The organism is Ilumatobacter sp., assembly GCF_041688325.1.
Taxonomy (GTDB): domain Bacteria; phylum Actinomycetota; class Acidimicrobiia; order Acidimicrobiales; family Ilumatobacteraceae; genus Ilumatobacter_A.
In genome coordinates, this window is record NZ_JBDNIJ010000154.1 from 1 (window position 1) to 15,243 (window position 15,243).

Annotated in this window: 14 protein-coding genes and 1 tRNA gene; 8 read left to right on the forward strand and 7 right to left on the reverse strand. The window is 62.1% G+C overall.

Annotated elements, in window-relative coordinates; genetic code table 11:
• Both ACH2EI_RS09990 and ACH2EI_RS09995 read right to left on the reverse strand, forming a co-directional pair.
• Positions 1-203 (reverse strand): ATP-binding cassette domain-containing protein (locus ACH2EI_RS09990; protein WP_395159902.1); only part of this gene is annotated, 203 nt, incomplete at its 3' end.
• A gap of 97 nt (positions 204-300) precedes the next feature.
• The gene (locus ACH2EI_RS09995; protein WP_395159892.1) at positions 301-1,500 is read right to left on the reverse strand and encodes an amidohydrolase family protein; all 1,200 of its coding nucleotides are present in this window, start codon (positions 1,498-1,500) and stop codon (positions 301-303) included.
• A gap of 18 nt (positions 1,501-1,518) precedes the next feature.
• Between ACH2EI_RS09995 and ACH2EI_RS10000 the strand changes: the two genes are divergently transcribed.
• Positions 1,519-2,700 carry an LLM class flavin-dependent oxidoreductase gene (locus tag ACH2EI_RS10000; protein ID WP_395155509.1) on the forward strand — a complete coding sequence of 394 codons (1,182 nt, stop codon included), beginning with the start codon at positions 1,519-1,521 and terminating at the stop codon, positions 2,698-2,700.
• A 51-nt stretch (positions 2,701-2,751) separates the two neighbouring features.
• Here ACH2EI_RS10000 and ACH2EI_RS10005 read toward each other — a convergent pair whose 3' ends face one another.
• The 3 genes from ACH2EI_RS10005 to ACH2EI_RS10015 form a co-directional block, all read right to left on the reverse strand.
• Positions 2,752-4,353 carry a gamma-glutamyltransferase family protein gene (locus ACH2EI_RS10005; protein WP_395155510.1) on the reverse strand — a complete coding sequence of 534 codons (1,602 nt, stop codon included), beginning with the start codon at positions 4,351-4,353 and terminating at the stop codon, positions 2,752-2,754.
• Between the two features lie 101 nt (positions 4,354-4,454).
• Entirely contained in the window at positions 4,455-5,222 is a 768-nt protein-coding gene (locus tag ACH2EI_RS10010; protein ID WP_395159894.1) for a glycerophosphodiester phosphodiesterase, read from the reverse strand.
• A 113-nt stretch (positions 5,223-5,335) separates the two neighbouring features.
• On the reverse strand, positions 5,336-6,889 hold the full coding sequence (locus ACH2EI_RS10015) for an AMP-binding protein (RefSeq protein ID WP_395155512.1): 1,554 nt from the start codon (positions 6,887-6,889) through the stop codon (positions 5,336-5,338).
• A gap of 33 nt (positions 6,890-6,922) precedes the next feature.
• Between ACH2EI_RS10015 and ACH2EI_RS10020 the strand changes: the two genes are divergently transcribed.
• The gene (locus ACH2EI_RS10020) at positions 6,923-7,597 is read left to right on the forward strand and encodes a transglutaminase family protein (RefSeq protein ID WP_395155513.1); all 675 of its coding nucleotides are present in this window, start codon (positions 6,923-6,925) and stop codon (positions 7,595-7,597) included.
• A gap of 42 nt (positions 7,598-7,639) precedes the next feature.
• Positions 7,640-8,200 (forward strand): flavin reductase family protein, encoded by a 561-nt coding sequence (locus ACH2EI_RS10025; RefSeq protein WP_395159896.1) that lies wholly within the window; start codon positions 7,640-7,642, stop codon positions 8,198-8,200.
• 45 nt (positions 8,201-8,245) lie between these two features.
• Here ACH2EI_RS10025 and ACH2EI_RS10030 read toward each other — a convergent pair whose 3' ends face one another.
• The gene (locus ACH2EI_RS10030) at positions 8,246-9,310 is read right to left on the reverse strand and encodes an isopenicillin N synthase family dioxygenase (RefSeq protein ID WP_395159898.1); all 1,065 of its coding nucleotides are present in this window, start codon (positions 9,308-9,310) and stop codon (positions 8,246-8,248) included.
• A gap of 74 nt (positions 9,311-9,384) precedes the next feature.
• Between ACH2EI_RS10030 and ACH2EI_RS10035 the strand changes: the two genes are divergently transcribed.
• Positions 9,385-10,596 (forward strand): acyl-CoA dehydrogenase family protein, encoded by a 1,212-nt coding sequence (locus ACH2EI_RS10035; protein WP_395159900.1) that lies wholly within the window; start codon positions 9,385-9,387, stop codon positions 10,594-10,596.
• Positions 10,597-10,656: 60 nt separating this feature from the next.
• Here the strand turns inward: ACH2EI_RS10035 and ispH are convergent, their stop codons facing one another.
• Positions 10,657-11,700: a 4-hydroxy-3-methylbut-2-enyl diphosphate reductase gene (gene ispH, locus ACH2EI_RS10040; RefSeq protein WP_395155284.1), complete on the reverse strand. Its 1,044-nt coding sequence runs from the start codon at positions 11,698-11,700 to the stop codon at positions 10,657-10,659.
• A 91-nt stretch (positions 11,701-11,791) separates the two neighbouring features.
• Between ispH and ACH2EI_RS10045 the strand changes: the two genes are divergently transcribed.
• The 4 genes from ACH2EI_RS10045 to ACH2EI_RS10060 all read left to right on the forward strand — a co-directional run bounded on the left by ACH2EI_RS10045 (position 11,792) and on the right by ACH2EI_RS10060 (position 15,121).
• A complete protein-coding gene (locus tag ACH2EI_RS10045) occupies positions 11,792-13,234 on the forward strand; it encodes a DUF512 domain-containing protein (protein WP_395155285.1) in 1,443 nt (480 codons plus the stop codon).
• Complete coding sequence (gene der / locus ACH2EI_RS10050; RefSeq protein WP_395155286.1) at positions 13,231-14,706, forward strand: ribosome biogenesis GTPase Der; 1,476 nt, start codon at positions 13,231-13,233, stop codon at positions 14,704-14,706. The genes ACH2EI_RS10045 and der overlap by 4 nt, the downstream gene beginning before the upstream one ends.
• 57 nt (positions 14,707-14,763) lie before the next feature.
• Positions 14,764-14,931 carry a hypothetical protein gene (locus tag ACH2EI_RS10055; protein ID WP_395155287.1) on the forward strand — a complete coding sequence of 56 codons (168 nt, stop codon included), beginning with the start codon at positions 14,764-14,766 and terminating at the stop codon, positions 14,929-14,931.
• 113 nt (positions 14,932-15,044) lie between these two features.
• A tRNA-Pro gene (locus ACH2EI_RS10060) sits at positions 15,045-15,121 on the forward strand.
• The last annotated feature ends 122 nt before the right edge of the window (positions 15,122-15,243 follow it).

Here is a 15,243-nt window from a genome sequence, read left to right on the forward strand (position 1 = left end):
AACAGAGTGGCGTCCTGGAATACGTAGCCGATCGAGTCGCGATCGACGTTGCACTCGCCGCCCGTGTGTGTCTCCAAGCCAGAGGCGATGCGGAGAAGCGTGGACTTGCCGCACCCGGACGGGCCCACGACGGTGACGAACTCGCCTCGTTCGATGCTGATGGAGACGTCATCGAGTGCGTGGGTCCCATCGGGAAACACCATCGACAGATTTTTAAATTCGAGCGCATGCTCGCGTGTAGCGGACAATGGATCTTCTCCCCTGATTCGTTCGCTGGTGAGTGGGCGAATGGTGACTGGCTCACACTGTAAGACGTCGACCTTTCCGCCACACGATGCGCTCGGCTGGGCCAAATGCAATTGCCTCCCGGAGCGTACCCGCCTTGACGGCGACGAGATCAGCCTGCTGGCCAACCGTCAATGTCTGAGCACCGAACGAGGTCACCCGACCGGCGACCGTGCTCACCGACGACCAGGCGTCATGGGGGAGGAGATGGCTGGTCATGATCATCAGGCCGGCGGTTTCGAAGGGGCAGGCCCGACCAACCGGGTTGAACGGATCCTGCAGGTTGTCGGCACCGGCTGCGACTTGTACGCCAGCAGCGCGAAGGGCGGCAATAGCGGTGAGCCCTCGGGGCATTGGGTTGTGGCCCCGCCCTTGGAGAAACAGGTTGGTGTGGGGGAGCGCCACCACACCAATGCCTGCCGCTGCAACCGCCTCAGACGTTGCCTGCTGGTCACGTTCGGATTGCATCGCCAGACTGACGCAGTGGCTTGCGGTGACTGGTTGGTCGAAACCTGCCGCAACCATTTTGGCAAGCTCGGCGAGGCCGGTTGCGTTCGGATCGAGCGTCTCGTCAGTGTGGAGGTCGATGCCGACACCGTGGTCGGTCGCTGTTTGCAGGAAAAATTCGGTCGGGCCGAGCGTGTTGCCACCCTCGAGGTGCGGGCAGCCGCCGACGAGGTCAGCGCCAGCACGCAACGCGTCATGCAGCAGAGCCCGCTGGTCGGCGCCGCCGGGCCCCATCACCGGCCACCCACACAGCGCAACGATCTCGACGTCAATCACATCGGAAACACGGCGTTTCACTTCCACGAGTGCCTCGATACTGGTGAGGCCGTGTTCCAGGGTCGCGTCGGCGTGACTGCGAACGGCCCGAAACCCATTGGACGCCATCAACCGGGCGGCCCGTTCCGCACGTTCGATGGTCTCGTTGACGTCGAGCAGGTGGCGGTTCGCGCGCATCGCAATGATTGCGCCCATGAGGTCGCCAGTCGGATTCTCAATCTGCTCGGCGAGGAAGGCCTTGTCGAGATGGGCATGGGGCTCGACGGCAGCAGGCAGGAGGACGTGTCCCCGCAGGTCAACCACCTCATCAGTTGGTTCCGCGGCAAGGTCGCCAATGGCGGTGATCACGCCATCGATGATGCGGATGTCCTGTTGCTGATGTGTCACATCAGCATGAACGGTGGTCGCTCGTTGCAACAGTGTCGAAGCCATCGTGGGAACATAGACGCCATGGTGGCTGCGAAAGATCTTAAGCTCGGTGCGTTCTTCTTCGGGGGAGTCGAGATGGACGATGCCGGTGCCGGCTTGCCCAATCCGATGGATCGTCGTTACTCGAATGAAGCGTGCTGGAAAGCAACTCTCGAATACGTCAATTCGGCCAAAGAAGCTGAGCGACTCGGGTTCGACTCGTTCTGGACGACCGAGCATCACTTCCAGTACGAGGGCTATGAGGTCATTCCGAACGGTTTACTGATCTCCACCTGGATAGCTGCACAAACCACAACGCTGCGTTTCGGTGCGATGTTCAACGTCGTTCCGCAGTGGAATCCGATGCGCCTCGCTGAAGACTTCGCAACGCTGCACAACCTGTCCGGTGGGCGAGCAATGCTCGGTGTCGGGCGCGGCACGGTGCCTCGCGAGGTGCTGCACCTCAACGACAAGGGTGTCTCGATTGGGTCCCAGGACAACCCCGACCAGAAGTCCGACGACCTGTTCAACCGCGAAATCTTCGAAGAGTCAATGGAGATCGTGCGCCGTGCATTAAGCCAAGAGAAGTTCTCGTTCTCAGGCAAGCACTTCCAGATCCCGCTGCCCGGTATCCCCGACCGTGGCGAAACGGTGCAAGACCTCACGCTCATCCCGCGGCCCATCTACCCGTACGAAATCTGGCAGGCCGTCACCTCACCGCCCACGCTCGACTACGTGCCGACGGTCGATCATGGCGCCGTGTTCTGGAATCAGCATTACAGCTTCATCAAGCGTTTCTGGGACATCTACGGCGAGAACTACGCCGCCTCACACGATGGCCACGAATTGGCGTCGCACGAGAAGCGCATGCTCGTGGTCTCGTATCGCATCGAAGACACAATGGAAGAGGCTCGCGAGTCGGCCCGCAACGGTCACGACGAGTTCTGGAAGTTCCTTGGTCCGTACGGATGGAGCCGCGGCTACATGGGGCCAGATGGCAAGCCGTCGGCTCCCGGCCTGATCCCGACGCTCGACGAATCGATTGAGAACAAGACGATGATCGTCGGCCCGCCCGAGCATGTTGCTGCCGAAATTCAGTTCCTGAAAGACCTGCTCGGCTTCGAGTACCTCACGGTGTTCCCGCACTTGCTGGGCGACAGCTACAAGAAGGCCGACGAGCAGATGGCTCGCTTCGCCGAAGAGGTCATGCCGCTGCTGTCGTAACAGTTGGGCGAGCAAGAGGTGGGAGAGGTGGGAGAGCTGGGAGAGGTGGGATCAGCCGCCAGAACAACTGCCGACGACGCTCCGTGGGTCGGCCGCTCCGCTCAAGCTCCCGTTGAGGTCGAGGACGATGGCATGGGCGTGGCCAAAGCCCGAGTCCCATTCTGGCGAGGCTTGGACGATGTGACCGCGTGCGGCCAGTCCCTTGACCCATGCCCCCGACGCATGTCCTTCGATCGCCACACCAGGGCCGCCGGCGCCTGTCCACGTGTCGAATCCGGTCTGGGGCCCCTTGAGCGCCCACCTGCCGGCGTTGATTGCGGTAGCGGCCGACTGGCCGTGGTGGAACAGGCGCGTGGCAACCTGCAGCAGAATCTGGGGTTGAGCGTCACCGCCCATCGTCCCAAATACGCTGATGAGGTCCGATCCGCTTGTCGCGAGTGCGGCCGACAACGTGTGCGGCGGCACCCGACCGGGCGCGAGCTCTGCAGGATGGCCAGCCTCCAGGCTGAAGCCAATCCCTCTGTTGTGGAGGTTGATACCCGTGTGGGGCTCCACCAAATGGCTGCCGAGGCCCGATGCGTTTGACTGGATGAGCGACACGCCCATCATGCGGCCGTCGGGGCCTCGACCTGCAGTACAGAGATAGGTCGTGTCGCCGTCTCGATTTGGCGCCCACCGGTTGCTGGCCCGTTCCGGATCAATCTCGCCACAGCGGCCGGCAATCTCAGTGACAAGTGCATCTCCATCGGCGTCTTCGTACAGCCGCGCAGGACGATCTCGGCCAGCTGCCGTCGATGCTTCGATCAGCAGATGCGCCCAGTGATCGTCGTCCGGGTCATCGGGGAGGAGGCCGCTCGAAACAAGCTGGTCGACGAGTCGCCCCGACCCAAGCGTCAGGTACCCCTGCGTGCTCGGCCCAACGGTGTGGACGTCGACACCGAACATCTCGGCTGAAATGGGCGTCACCCACTCGGCCTGTGACGTCTCGAGGTCGGATTCGGTAAAGAGCCCGTTTCCTATTTTGATCAGGCCGTCGCCGAAGACACCTCTGTAGAAGGTGTCGCGACCGCCGGTGGCGATACCAGCGAGCGCGAGTGCCGCGCCCGGGCGTCGCACGAGCGCGCCGGTTTGGGTGGCCTGATTGACAAGTTCCTTCAAGTTCGTCCGGCTGGCTTCGTCGAGTCGAGGCAGCATGCCGGCGAGTAGTGGGCTGGCCGGGAATCCTTCGGCGGCAAGACGCTGGGCCGGGGCGAGGATCACGTCGAGTGGGAGCGACCCAAACCGTTCGTGGAGGGTCATCCATCCGTCGACACAGCCAGGAACCGTGACCGAGCGCATGTCGAGCTTGAAGGGCATCTCGGTGAGCCCCTCGTTTCGCATGGCTGCGGCGTCGGCACCAGATCCGGCTCGGCCGGCGGCGTTCAATGCGAACACTTCGCCCTCGACATGGACGAGCGCAAAAAGGTCGCCGCCCATTCCGCACAGGTGCGGCCCGGTGACGGCAATCGCTGCGTTGGTCGCAATCGCCGCGTCGACAGCGTTTCCGCCTCGTGCGAACATCTCGTTGCCGGCCGACGTTGCGATGTGGTCGGCACTGGCGACGAGGTATCGAGGCGCACGAACTGATGTGCGAGGCGGGTTGCTCCAGGTCATGTCACCGAACCTACGCCTTCGTGTTTTGTGCGAGCGAGTGCGCCAACCGATGCCGGAATCGGTCACACAAAGACGGGGCTGGAGTTTTGTGTGACGCTGCCTCAGGTGTCACTGACCCAGACGCCTCGCTCGGCGTAGACACTCCGCAGTAAGTCGACGTCGTCGGTCATGACACCGTCGACACCCAAGTCGAGAAGGCGGTTGATTTCCGCTGCGTCGTTGATGGTCCACACGTGCACGGGGATGCCGGCTCGCCGGGCGTTCCGTATGAATCGGCGCGAGACCACTGTGATCCGACCGCGACCAGGGGGGACCTGAGCAGCTCGCTGAGCGGAGCCGAAGAGCCGGCCGAACACAAGGAGGCAAACCGTCTCGATCGGGCTGAGGCACGTGAGCGAGCCTGGGCCAAGCCGCCGGCGGATCGTCTGGAGCCGTTTGAAGCTGAATGAGCCGACGCAGACCCGGTCGAGTGCCCCCTGGGTGTTGATCAGTTCGACGAGCGGTTCGAGCGCGGCGTCGGCCTTGCAGTCGATGTTGAACCGGTGTTCCGGAAACCGTTCGAACAGGTCGACCATGCGCGGGATCGGCTCGGTGCCATCGACACGCAACTGAGCGATCTGGGCCCACGTGAGGTCGGCGATGTTGGCATCGAGGCCGCACGTTCGCAGCAGGTTCTCGTCGTGGAACGCCACGAGTACGCCATCAGCGCTGCGATGCACATCGGTTTCGAGGTAGCGGAACCCGATGCATGCTGCATGTTCGAATGCGGCCATCGTGTTCTCTGGGGCGGTCCGATTGCCCCCGCGATGAGCAAAGGCAATCGGGCCTGACCAATTGAGATACGGGTGTTCCGGCAGCCGTTTATCCATGCAGACCATTGTGGCAGGGCGTCAAGCTGGGCTCCCGTTGAGGTGAGGAAACAGGACGCCGGAATCCAGAATTCTCGCCCGACGGCTGCGATCTTGCGGAGTGTGCCGGCCGATCAGATCGAACGGCCCGCGGCCTTCCAATACTCGTCCTTGAGCAGGCGCTTGTAGAGCTTGCCGGTTGGGTGGCGGGGGAGCTCGTCGCGGAAGTCAATCGATCGCGGGCACTTGACATCGGCAATCTGGCTCTTACAGAACTGGATGAGCTCACCAGCAAGTTGCGCGCGTTCCTCGTCGGTCGTGGGCATGACCCGCGGCTGCACAACAGCCTTCACCTCTTCGCCGAAATCTTCGTTCGGCACGCCGAACACCGCAACGTCGATGACCTTGTCGTGGGTGACCAACACGTTTTCGGCCTCCTGCGGATAAATGTTCACACCGCCGGAGATGATCATGTACGCCTTGCGGTCGGTGAGGTACAGGAAATTGTCCTCGTCGAGGTAGCCGACGTCGCCGAGTGTGCTCCAGCCCTTCGGGTGACGAGATCCCTTCGTCTTCTCCGCGTCGTTGTGGTACTCGAACTCGGCGCCGCCTTCGAAAAAGATGGTGCCAGGCTGACCCTGCGGAACCTCTTCGAAATTGTCATCACACACATGCAGGATGCCGGTGATCGCCTGCCCGACGGTGCCCTCGTGAGCAAGCCACGATTCGCTGTTGCAGTAGACGAACCCGTTTCCTTCGGAGCCGGCGTAGTACTCGTGGATCACAGGCCCGAACCATTCGATCATTGACTTCTTGGTCGGAGCCGGGCACGGCGCCGCAGCATGGATGACGTACTCGAGCGACGACATGTCGTGCTTGGTGCGAGCCTCCTCGTCAAGCTTCAGCATCCGCACGAACATGGTTGGCACGACCTGGCTGTGTGTGATCTCGTACTTCTCGACGAGCTGCAGGTAGGTCTCAGCGTCGAAGTTCTCCATGGCCACGATCGTTGCCCCGAGTGCATGCATCGACATACAGAACCGCAGCGGGGCCGCATGGTAAAACGGTGCCGGCGACAGGTAGCGCTTCGTGTCATCGGCGGCGAAGAGCATTTGACACAACATCGTGACGCCGTTATTCCACGTTTCGAGTGGCTCGTTTGGGAACGCCCGTGTGATGCCCTTCGGCATGCCGGTGGTGCCCGATGAATAGAGCATGTCCATACCCGCGATTCGGGCCTCGTCGAGCGGCTTGGGTGACTGGGCGTCAACTGCCGACTCGTAGGCCTCGTAGCCGTCGATGGCTCCGTCGAGCATCAGCCGTAGTTCGACGTTCGGCGTCTTGTCGATCATGTCAGCAGCCTGGTCGGCCTTGTACTTCGATGTGATGTACGCACGGGCGCCGCAATCGTTGATGATGTATTCGAGTTCGGCGCTCTGGAGGCGTGAGGATGTCGCCGTGTAGACGAGCCCGGCGTAGTGGCATCCCCAGATGACCTCCATGTAGCGATCGTGGTTTTCCATGCAGATCGCGACGTGGTCGCCGGGCTTGAGGCCGGCGGCACGAAGCAGACGGCTGAGGCGGTTCGCCGCAGCGTCGAGTTCGGAAAAGGTCTGGGTGAAGCCGGAACCGCCCATGATGAGAGCGGGCTTGTCGCCGTGTGTTGCGAGATGTGCACCTGGGATCATGATGCGGAACGTAGTCGCCGGTACCGTTTCGGCATGAACTCTGCGCGCTTTGCAAAGCTGATGGCGAGCGACAGCGAGTCACTTGACCTCGACGAGGTGTCACTCATCATGTCGGCGGTCCTGCAGCCGGGCCTCGACGAAGTCGAATGGCTTGCTGCGCTCGACCTCCTCGCTGCCGAATGCCAGACGCCGACGCCGGAGGGCATCAGCCGATTCCTGTTCGGCGAACTCGGCTTCACCGGCAACCGCGAGGCTTACTACGACTGGCGCAATTCGTGCCTCGACCGCGTCATTTTGACGCGTACGGGTATCCCGATCAGCCTGTCGATCCTGATGATCGAAGTTGGCCGTCGCCTCGGCGTTCAACTGCACGGTGTCGGCATGCCTGCTCACTTCTTGGTGAAGGCAGCCGACAACGACAGCGTCTTCTTCGACCCGTTTGACGGTGGCCGCCAGCTCGATCGTCGACAAGCTCGGGAGCTCTTCGAGACGATTACCCGTGGCCAGGCTCCATGGAGCGAGTCGCACCTCGACCCGACACCAAACCGGGCCATCGTCATCCGGATGCTGAACAATCTGAAGGCGGTGTTTGCTCGTCGGTCTGACGAGGTGCGATTTGCGATGGTGATGCAGCTTCGGTCGCAGGTGCCTGAGCTTGCAGTGCTCGAAGCTGCCGAGTTCGACAGCGCCAATGCGATCTTCAACTGACATCACCTCACCGGTCTCTGTAACGGCAAGACAGGAACTCCCATGATCGACCGCGATATCAAGCAGTGCCTCGGGCAGATGATGAAGGGTGTGCAGGTGATTGGAGTAGCCCACGGTGGGGTGCAACGCGCGTACACCAGCCACTGGTTGAGCCAGGTCAGTTTTGAAGAGCCAATCGTGATGGCGAGCGTCTCGCCGAAGCACGACACCTATCCGCTGATGATCGAGTCCGGTCAGTTCGCGGCGAGCCTGTTGGCCGCCGACCAGATCGTCGAAGGCCAGTACTTCAGCTACCCCGGGCGACGGTTCGAATACGTCGCTCCGGAGTACTTGGAAGAGTGGCCAGGCCTCGCCGGTGGCCCGCCAGTCGTTCCGAACTCGATCTCATGGCTCCGGTGCGAGACGTTCCAGCAAGTCACAATGGAAGATCACGAGCTGCTGTTTGCACGCGTCGTCGAGGTGTCGCCCGGCCGTTTGAAAGACCCACCGTTGCTCTATTCGAGCCGGCTCGGATGGCGCGCCTCTGGCGACAAGGCTCGCGAACCCGGGGTCAGTATTCGCGACGAGCTACTGGCCCGGGTGGACGCAGCACACATCGACTGAGTTCAGCGCTGTCTGCCCTGGCGGACAACGACAGTTCGGAAACGATCAAATTCGGTGCGACGGTTGTGCCGCCGAGTTGTGCTGTTCGAGCATTTCGTTGCGGTAGCTGTGTGTCCCGTCGAAACGTCCGACGAGATACTCGCCCGAAATCAGCGGTTCGTGTGTCGGCTCTTCACCGTCGGCAAGACAGCTCTCGAGAGCTTCGATACGAAGGTGATACGGCGGCGTCACGAACAACGGTGACGAGTAGCGATCCTGGTTCGGTGGGTTGACGACGCGGTGCGGGTTGGACACCCAGCGGTCGTTGGTCCAGATGGCCATCAGGTCACCGAGGTTGACGACGAGATGCCCCTCAGGGACAGTTACGTCGGTCCATTCCCCGTTGCGTTGGCGTACTTGTAACCCGCCGATGCCGTCATCGGCAAGCACGGTCAACGTGCCGTAATCGGTGTGTGCGCCACAGCCCATCTGGCCTGGTTCGGGCGTGAGCCGATCCATTGGCGGGTAGTGGATCATCCGGAGGTGATACATCGTTTCGCCGGGCTGGCTGATGAAGAACTCAGCATCGAGGCCGAGCGCAACCGCCAGCGCCCGCTGCATGCGAACAGCAGCCTCGGTGACCGCTGCGCGGTAGGTCTCCCACACCTCGCGAAAACCGGGAATATCGGGGTATTGGTTGGGTCCGTGTAAGGGAGTGCCAGCGACCACTTCGGGGTGATCGAGCGCGTGGTCGACTGCGAAGTCGAGGGTCTCTTTCATGTCGCCAGCGAGGAATGCGCCAACCGTGTCTTCGTCTTGGGCTCCGATGGCGCCTTCGAGGGTCTCTGCAGCGAAGCCGCCGTAGCCTCGATGGTACGGGCTGTTGGAAATGGCGATCTCTTGCTTCTGCTCTTCAGGCTGGCCGAAGAAGCGACGAATCATGTCGAAGAACGCTTGGCGCACTTCGGTACTGACGCCATGACCGACGACGGTCAGGAAACCGACGTCGCGCAATGCGACATCGAGACGGGCGGCGGTGGCGCGAGCTGCAGGCGATTGGGCATCCGCTCCGGTTGCAAACGGTTTAAGATCGATGACAGGGATTGCCCCGTGGGGGCCAGCTTCCGACATGCCATCGACCGTACCCGCGGAATTGCACCCGCTCCATTTCGTGCCTGACTGCAGACGACAACTACCGTTCGCACATGACAATCGTCGAGGAACTGAATGCACTGACCGCCGACGAACAACGGGTGGTCGACCTCACCAGCGAACTGCTCGACAGTTTCCCGCCCGCCGACACAGCGACGCAGACGTTCCTCGGTGAACAGTTCGATCGAGGCTTGGCCTGGGTGAACTTTCCTGAAGGCAATGGCGGTCTCGGTCTGAACCCGAAGCTGCAAAAGTTGATCAACGAGCGAATCTTCGGAGCTGGCGGGCCGAACGCGATGTACCGCAACCCGATTGGCCATGGCATGACCGGCCCGACCGTCGTGGCCTGGGGGAGTGACGAGCAGAAGGAGCGCTACCTCCGCCCGCTGTTCACCGGCGAAGAGGTGTGGTGCCAACTGTTCTCTGAGCCTGGTTCGGGTTCTGACTTTGCTGGTCTGTCGGCCACTGGCGTTCAAGACGGGGACGAGTGGGTCTGTAACGGCCAGAAGGTGTGGACCACGCTGGCCCATCTCTCGCGCTTTGGGCTCCTTGTTGTTCGCACCGACCCGCAGGCTGTGAAGCACGCTGGTCTCACGGCATTCGTCGTCGACATGCACGACCCGAGTGTCGAGATCCGCCCGCTCCGTCAGATGACCGGCGAGGCCGAATTCAACGAGGTGTTCTTCACCGACACGAAGATTCACGAGTCCGAAATGCTCGGCAAGGCTGGTGACGGCTGGCGCGTCTCGCTCACCACGCTCATGAACGAACGCCAGTCGATCGGTGGCGGCATGCCACAGCGCGGGTCGGGCACGATTGCTGCGCTGGTCGATGCGTGGGCTGCTGCGCCTGACGATCGCAAGGACGTTCCGGCCCGCGATGACGTCATGAAGCTGTGGTGCCGCGCCGAAGTGGTTCGTCTGACCAACGTCCGAGCCAACCAGAACCGCAAGATGGGCGATCCCGGGCCGGAAGGCTCGATCGGCAAGATGGCCGGAGCGATCCTCAACATCGACATCCACAACGCCGTGATGAACCTGCTCGGCGCCGACGGCCTGCTGTACGGCAGCTACGAAATGATCCGTCCTGAAACGGCGATGGCCTCAGACACGCAGCAGAAAGCGTTCCTGCGCAGCCGTGCGAACACCATCGAGGGCGGAACGACCGAGATCATGGCCAACATCCTCGGCGAACGTGTGTTAGGCCTGCCCGGAGATGTCCGCGTTGACCGCGAAGTGCCGTGGGCTGAAGTCCCCCGCAACTAGTGCCGCGTCAGGCACAACGTCGGCGTGCCTCAACAACGTCGAGACCGGAGAGCGGCGCAACTATGCGAGCAGGCTGGCGAGGACGTCGCTGGCGGCGAGATTGCGATCGTCCATGGCCGGACGGTCGAGCAGCGTGCCACCGAGCATTACTGTCGATGCGGTTTCGATAGACGACTGCAGATCGCGGATGTTGCGCGGCGGCGGGAAGTACTCGTCTTCGTCGGTGACATTGACCAGTTCGACTCCGTTGATGGGGTCGAGAAACTCGATGACCTCTTCGACGAGTTCTTCCGGTGCCGAGGCACCGGCGGTGACGCCGACGATTCCGCTGAGGTCGTCGGGGAGTTCGGTCACCGAGTTGATTCGGTAGACCCGCTCGCAGCCCTCTTCTCGTGCAAGCTGTTCGAGAGCCCGCGTGTTCGACGAGTTGGCCGAGCCGATGACCACGATGGCGTCGCACTTGTGGGCGAGCTCCATCAACGCTGACTGGCGGTTCGTTGTGGCAAAGCACAGGTCGCTCCGGCCAGGAGTCCAGACGTCAGGGAAACGCTTCTTGACCGCGACGGCGACGCCTTCCCAGTCGCGATGCGACAGAGTGGTCTGGGCAAGGAGCGCCACCGGCTGATCGATGTGATCGAGCGCCTCGACCTCAGCGACCGATTCGACACGATTGATGGAATCGGGTGCGACAGCCATGGTGCCAACAGCCTCTTCGTGACCTTCATGGCCGACGTAGACGATCCGGTAGCCCTTGCCGGCGCGCACCTTGACTTCATGGTGGACTTTGGTGACGAGGGGGCACACCGAGTCGACGACGTAGGAACCACGCTCGCGGGCGGCTTCGAGAACCTCGGGCGGCGACCCGTGTGCCGACAGCATGATTGGGCTCCCGGCGGGCACCTCGTCGATCGTGTCGACGAAGATGACGCCCTGCGCCTTGAAGCGGTCGACGACGAGTTGGTTGTGGACAATCTCGTGGTAGCAGTAGACGGACCCGGGGAAGGTTCTAACCATCCAGGCCAGCGCCTTGATCGCCATTTCGACACCGGCGCAAAAACCGCGGGGTTCGGCCAATAGGACTCGGTCGACACGGGAGGTGCTCATGGTCGCTTCATTCTACCACTGACCCGGGCATCGGCTGGCGACGGATGACTCACCGATCAGCCGCCCTGACGACGATAGCGTGGTGTGTCGCATGTCTACAGGAACACTCGCCCCTATCGTCGTCTCGGTCGCACCCGGTTCTCCCGCCGCGCTCGTTGGCGTGCAGGCCGGCGATGAAATCCTGCGGGTGAACGGCGATGTGCCCCGCGACATCATCGAATGGCAACTGGCCACCGACGAAGCCGACGTCGAACTCGACGTCTCCCGTGGCGGCATGGACCTCTCGGTCACCGTCGAGAAACTGCCCGGCGCATCACTCGGTATCGAAGTGTCGAGCGCGGTATTTGACCGGGTCCGGACCTGCGATAACCACTGCGAATTCTGTTTCATTTACCAACTGCCCAAGGGTATGCGGCGCAGCCTGTACTTGAAAGACGACGACTACCGGTTGTCGTTCTTGTATGGCAACTTCACGACCCTCACCCGGTTTACCGAGGCAGATCTCGAACGTGTGATCACCGAGCGGCTGTCGCCCCTGCACGTCAGCATCCACTCGACCGACCCCGACATCCGCAGCGCGATGTTGAAGAACAAGCGCGGTGGCATGAGCCTGCGCTGGCTGCGTGCACTGCTCGACCACGACATCGTTGTGAAGGGTCAGATCGTTGTCTGCCCGGGCGTGAACGATGGCGCAATCCTCGACGACACGCTCGCCGGCGTGCTCGACCAGTACCCCGAACTCGACTCGGTCGCCGTCGTGCCGCTCGGAATCTCGAAGTTTAACGACGAGTCAGCGATGCGTTTCCACACCCTCGCCGAGGCGCAATCTGTGGTCGACACGGTCACCGACTGGCAAGACATCTTCGAGACCACTCTCGGCAAACGGATGGTTTACGCAGCCGACGAGTACTACTTGATGGCGCAGCGACCGTTTCCCGAGGCAGAGCGGTACGACGGCTTCCCGATGCACGAAGACGGCATCGGCATGGCCCGGACCTTCGAGGGCGAGTTCCACGGCACCGCTGCCGAAGCGACGGGCGTCCAGCGCGGCTTCTTCGCCGCTGTCGATGCGCCACCGAACCCGGCCGCCTACACCGGGCTCCGCCAGAGCGGCTGCGGCCCAGCTGCAGACTCCGCCGCGAACGCAGCAGCATCCGTCGCTTCCGGCATCCAGCTTCGTCCTCGCCGCACTGCACCCGTCGGTGTACTCACGGGAACACTCGGCGCACCTGTCATCACACCGCTGATCGAGTCTCTTGGCCGCACCGATGTGCGTATCTTGACCGTGGCTAACGAGTTCTTCGGAGGTAATACCGGCGTCACCGGCCTGATGACCGGCGAAGATGTCAGCCGCGTGCTGGCCGGCGAACCCGAGGGGCATCGCTATTTGCTGCCCGACGTGTGTCTGTCTGACGACGGGCGCTTCCTCGATGGCGTCGCCATCTCGGATCTTCCACGACCTGTCGAGGTCATCACCACCGACGGCATCGCGCTTCGCGCGGCGCTCGAACAACCCGCAGGGACACCAGCATGAGTACCGATGACACCACCAACGCAATGGGCGGTGGAACAAAGCTTCCGAACGATCCGCTTGATCTGAATCCAGAGGCAATCAGCGACCTCGACGAGATGATGCCTGCCGATCCCGACGCCGATCTTCCCAGCGTCGTCATCATCGGTCGCCCGAACGTCGGTAAGTCGACGCTGTTCAATCGCATTGTTGGTAGCCAGCAGGCCATTGTCGAAGACAGGCCCGGCATCACCCGTGACCGCAAGGTGCTCGAGGCTGAGTGGCTCGACGTCCCCTTCCTCGTGGTCGACACCGGCGGCTGGATGCCTGGCGGTAGCGAACTCGAAGCAAAGGTGTCGCGACAGGTGGAAGAGGCGGTGCGCGAGGCCGACGTCGTACTTTTCGTGGTCGACGCGTCGGCGCCGCTGACGGACGACGACCAGCTGATAGCCAACTGGGTTCGCCGCACCGGTACCGAGGTGTTGATCGTCGCCAACAAGGCTGACAACTCACGCCGCGAGCGCGAGATCTGGGAGTACATGGGTCTCGGGCTCGGCGACCCGATTCCAACGAGCGCACTTCACGGCCGCCGTGCAGGTGACTTGCTCGACAAGGTGATTGCGCTGCTACCCCAGCGAGCAGTCGAAGTCGACGAAGCCGACGGGTCAAACTTCACCGAAGAGCAGCTGGCAGCGATCGACGCGATCATCGACCTCGGCGACAACAAGCCGCCACCTCGTGTCGCCATCGTCGGCCGCCCGAACGTTGGCAAGTCGACACTGTTCAACCATCTCGTTGGCGCCGATCGTGCCGTGGTCCATGACCTCGCCGGCACGACCCGCGACGCCATCGATACGCTCGTCGAAACCGAAGACGGTCCGATCGTGTTCGTCGACACCGCTGGCATGCGTAAGCGCGGCAAGATCGACGATTCGGCAGAGTATTACTCACTCGTCCGTGCGCTCCGAGCGATCGACGATTCCGACATTGCGCTGCTCGTGATCGACGCCACGGTCGGTGTAACCGGCCAAGACCAGCGGCTCTCTGAGCGAGTCGATGCATCGGGTTGCCCCATCATCATCGTGTTGAACAAGTGGGAGATGGTCGGCAGCGAGGACCGCCTCGAAGTGCAGTCAGAAGTAACCCGCAAACTTGCATTCCTCGGCGACGCGCCGGTGCTGAAAATCTCGGCACTCAGCGGTAAGAACGTGCACAAGCTGCACCCCCTGCTTCAGGAATCGATCCGTCAGTACCACAAGCGTGTGCCGACCAAGAGCGTCAACAAGATCATCGCTGCGGCCCAACAGGCTCAGCCCCACTCCGGCGGCGCGCGAGTGCTGTACGCAGTGCAAGGAGCGACCGATCCGCCGACGTTCACCCTGTTCGTCAACCGCGAACTCGACCGCACGTACCTGCGCTATCTCGAGCGTCGGATTCGCGAAGACCTCGACATGGGTTCGACGCCGATCAAACTGCGCGTTCGTAAGCGCGCCTGAATCGAGCCGATGATGCCGTGGTGTGAGCCTTGTGCGAAGTATTGGACGCCGAACTCGATGCAGAACGACGGCACCTGCCCGAACTGTGGTGAACAGGTGACCGAGGGCCACGCCCACAGCGATGCTGACAAGGCCGCCGACGAGAAGGCTCCGTGGCACTTCAAACTGATGGTGGTGGCGCTGGTCCTCTACCTCGGTTTCCGCTTCGTCGATATGTTCTTCTGAGCTTTGCGTGATTTGTTTGCGCACTTGATGCGCAGATTCTTTACGAGAACACTCGACCCCTGATTCGGTCGATAGAGTTCGGCTCTCACATACGGGGCACTTGTGCCCCGGTACGGGCTGTAGCGCAGCTTGGTAGCGCACTTGTCTGGGGGACAAGGGGTCGCAGGTTCAAATCCTGTCAGCCCGACCACCGTACGCAGGGGTTTCTCGGAAACGAGGAGCCCCTGTTTCGCGCAGTGACTGCTTATTGACTGCTTACGGGTGGCGGCGTCGACGCTTCTATCTGCTCTGACCACTGATCGAGGATCTTGT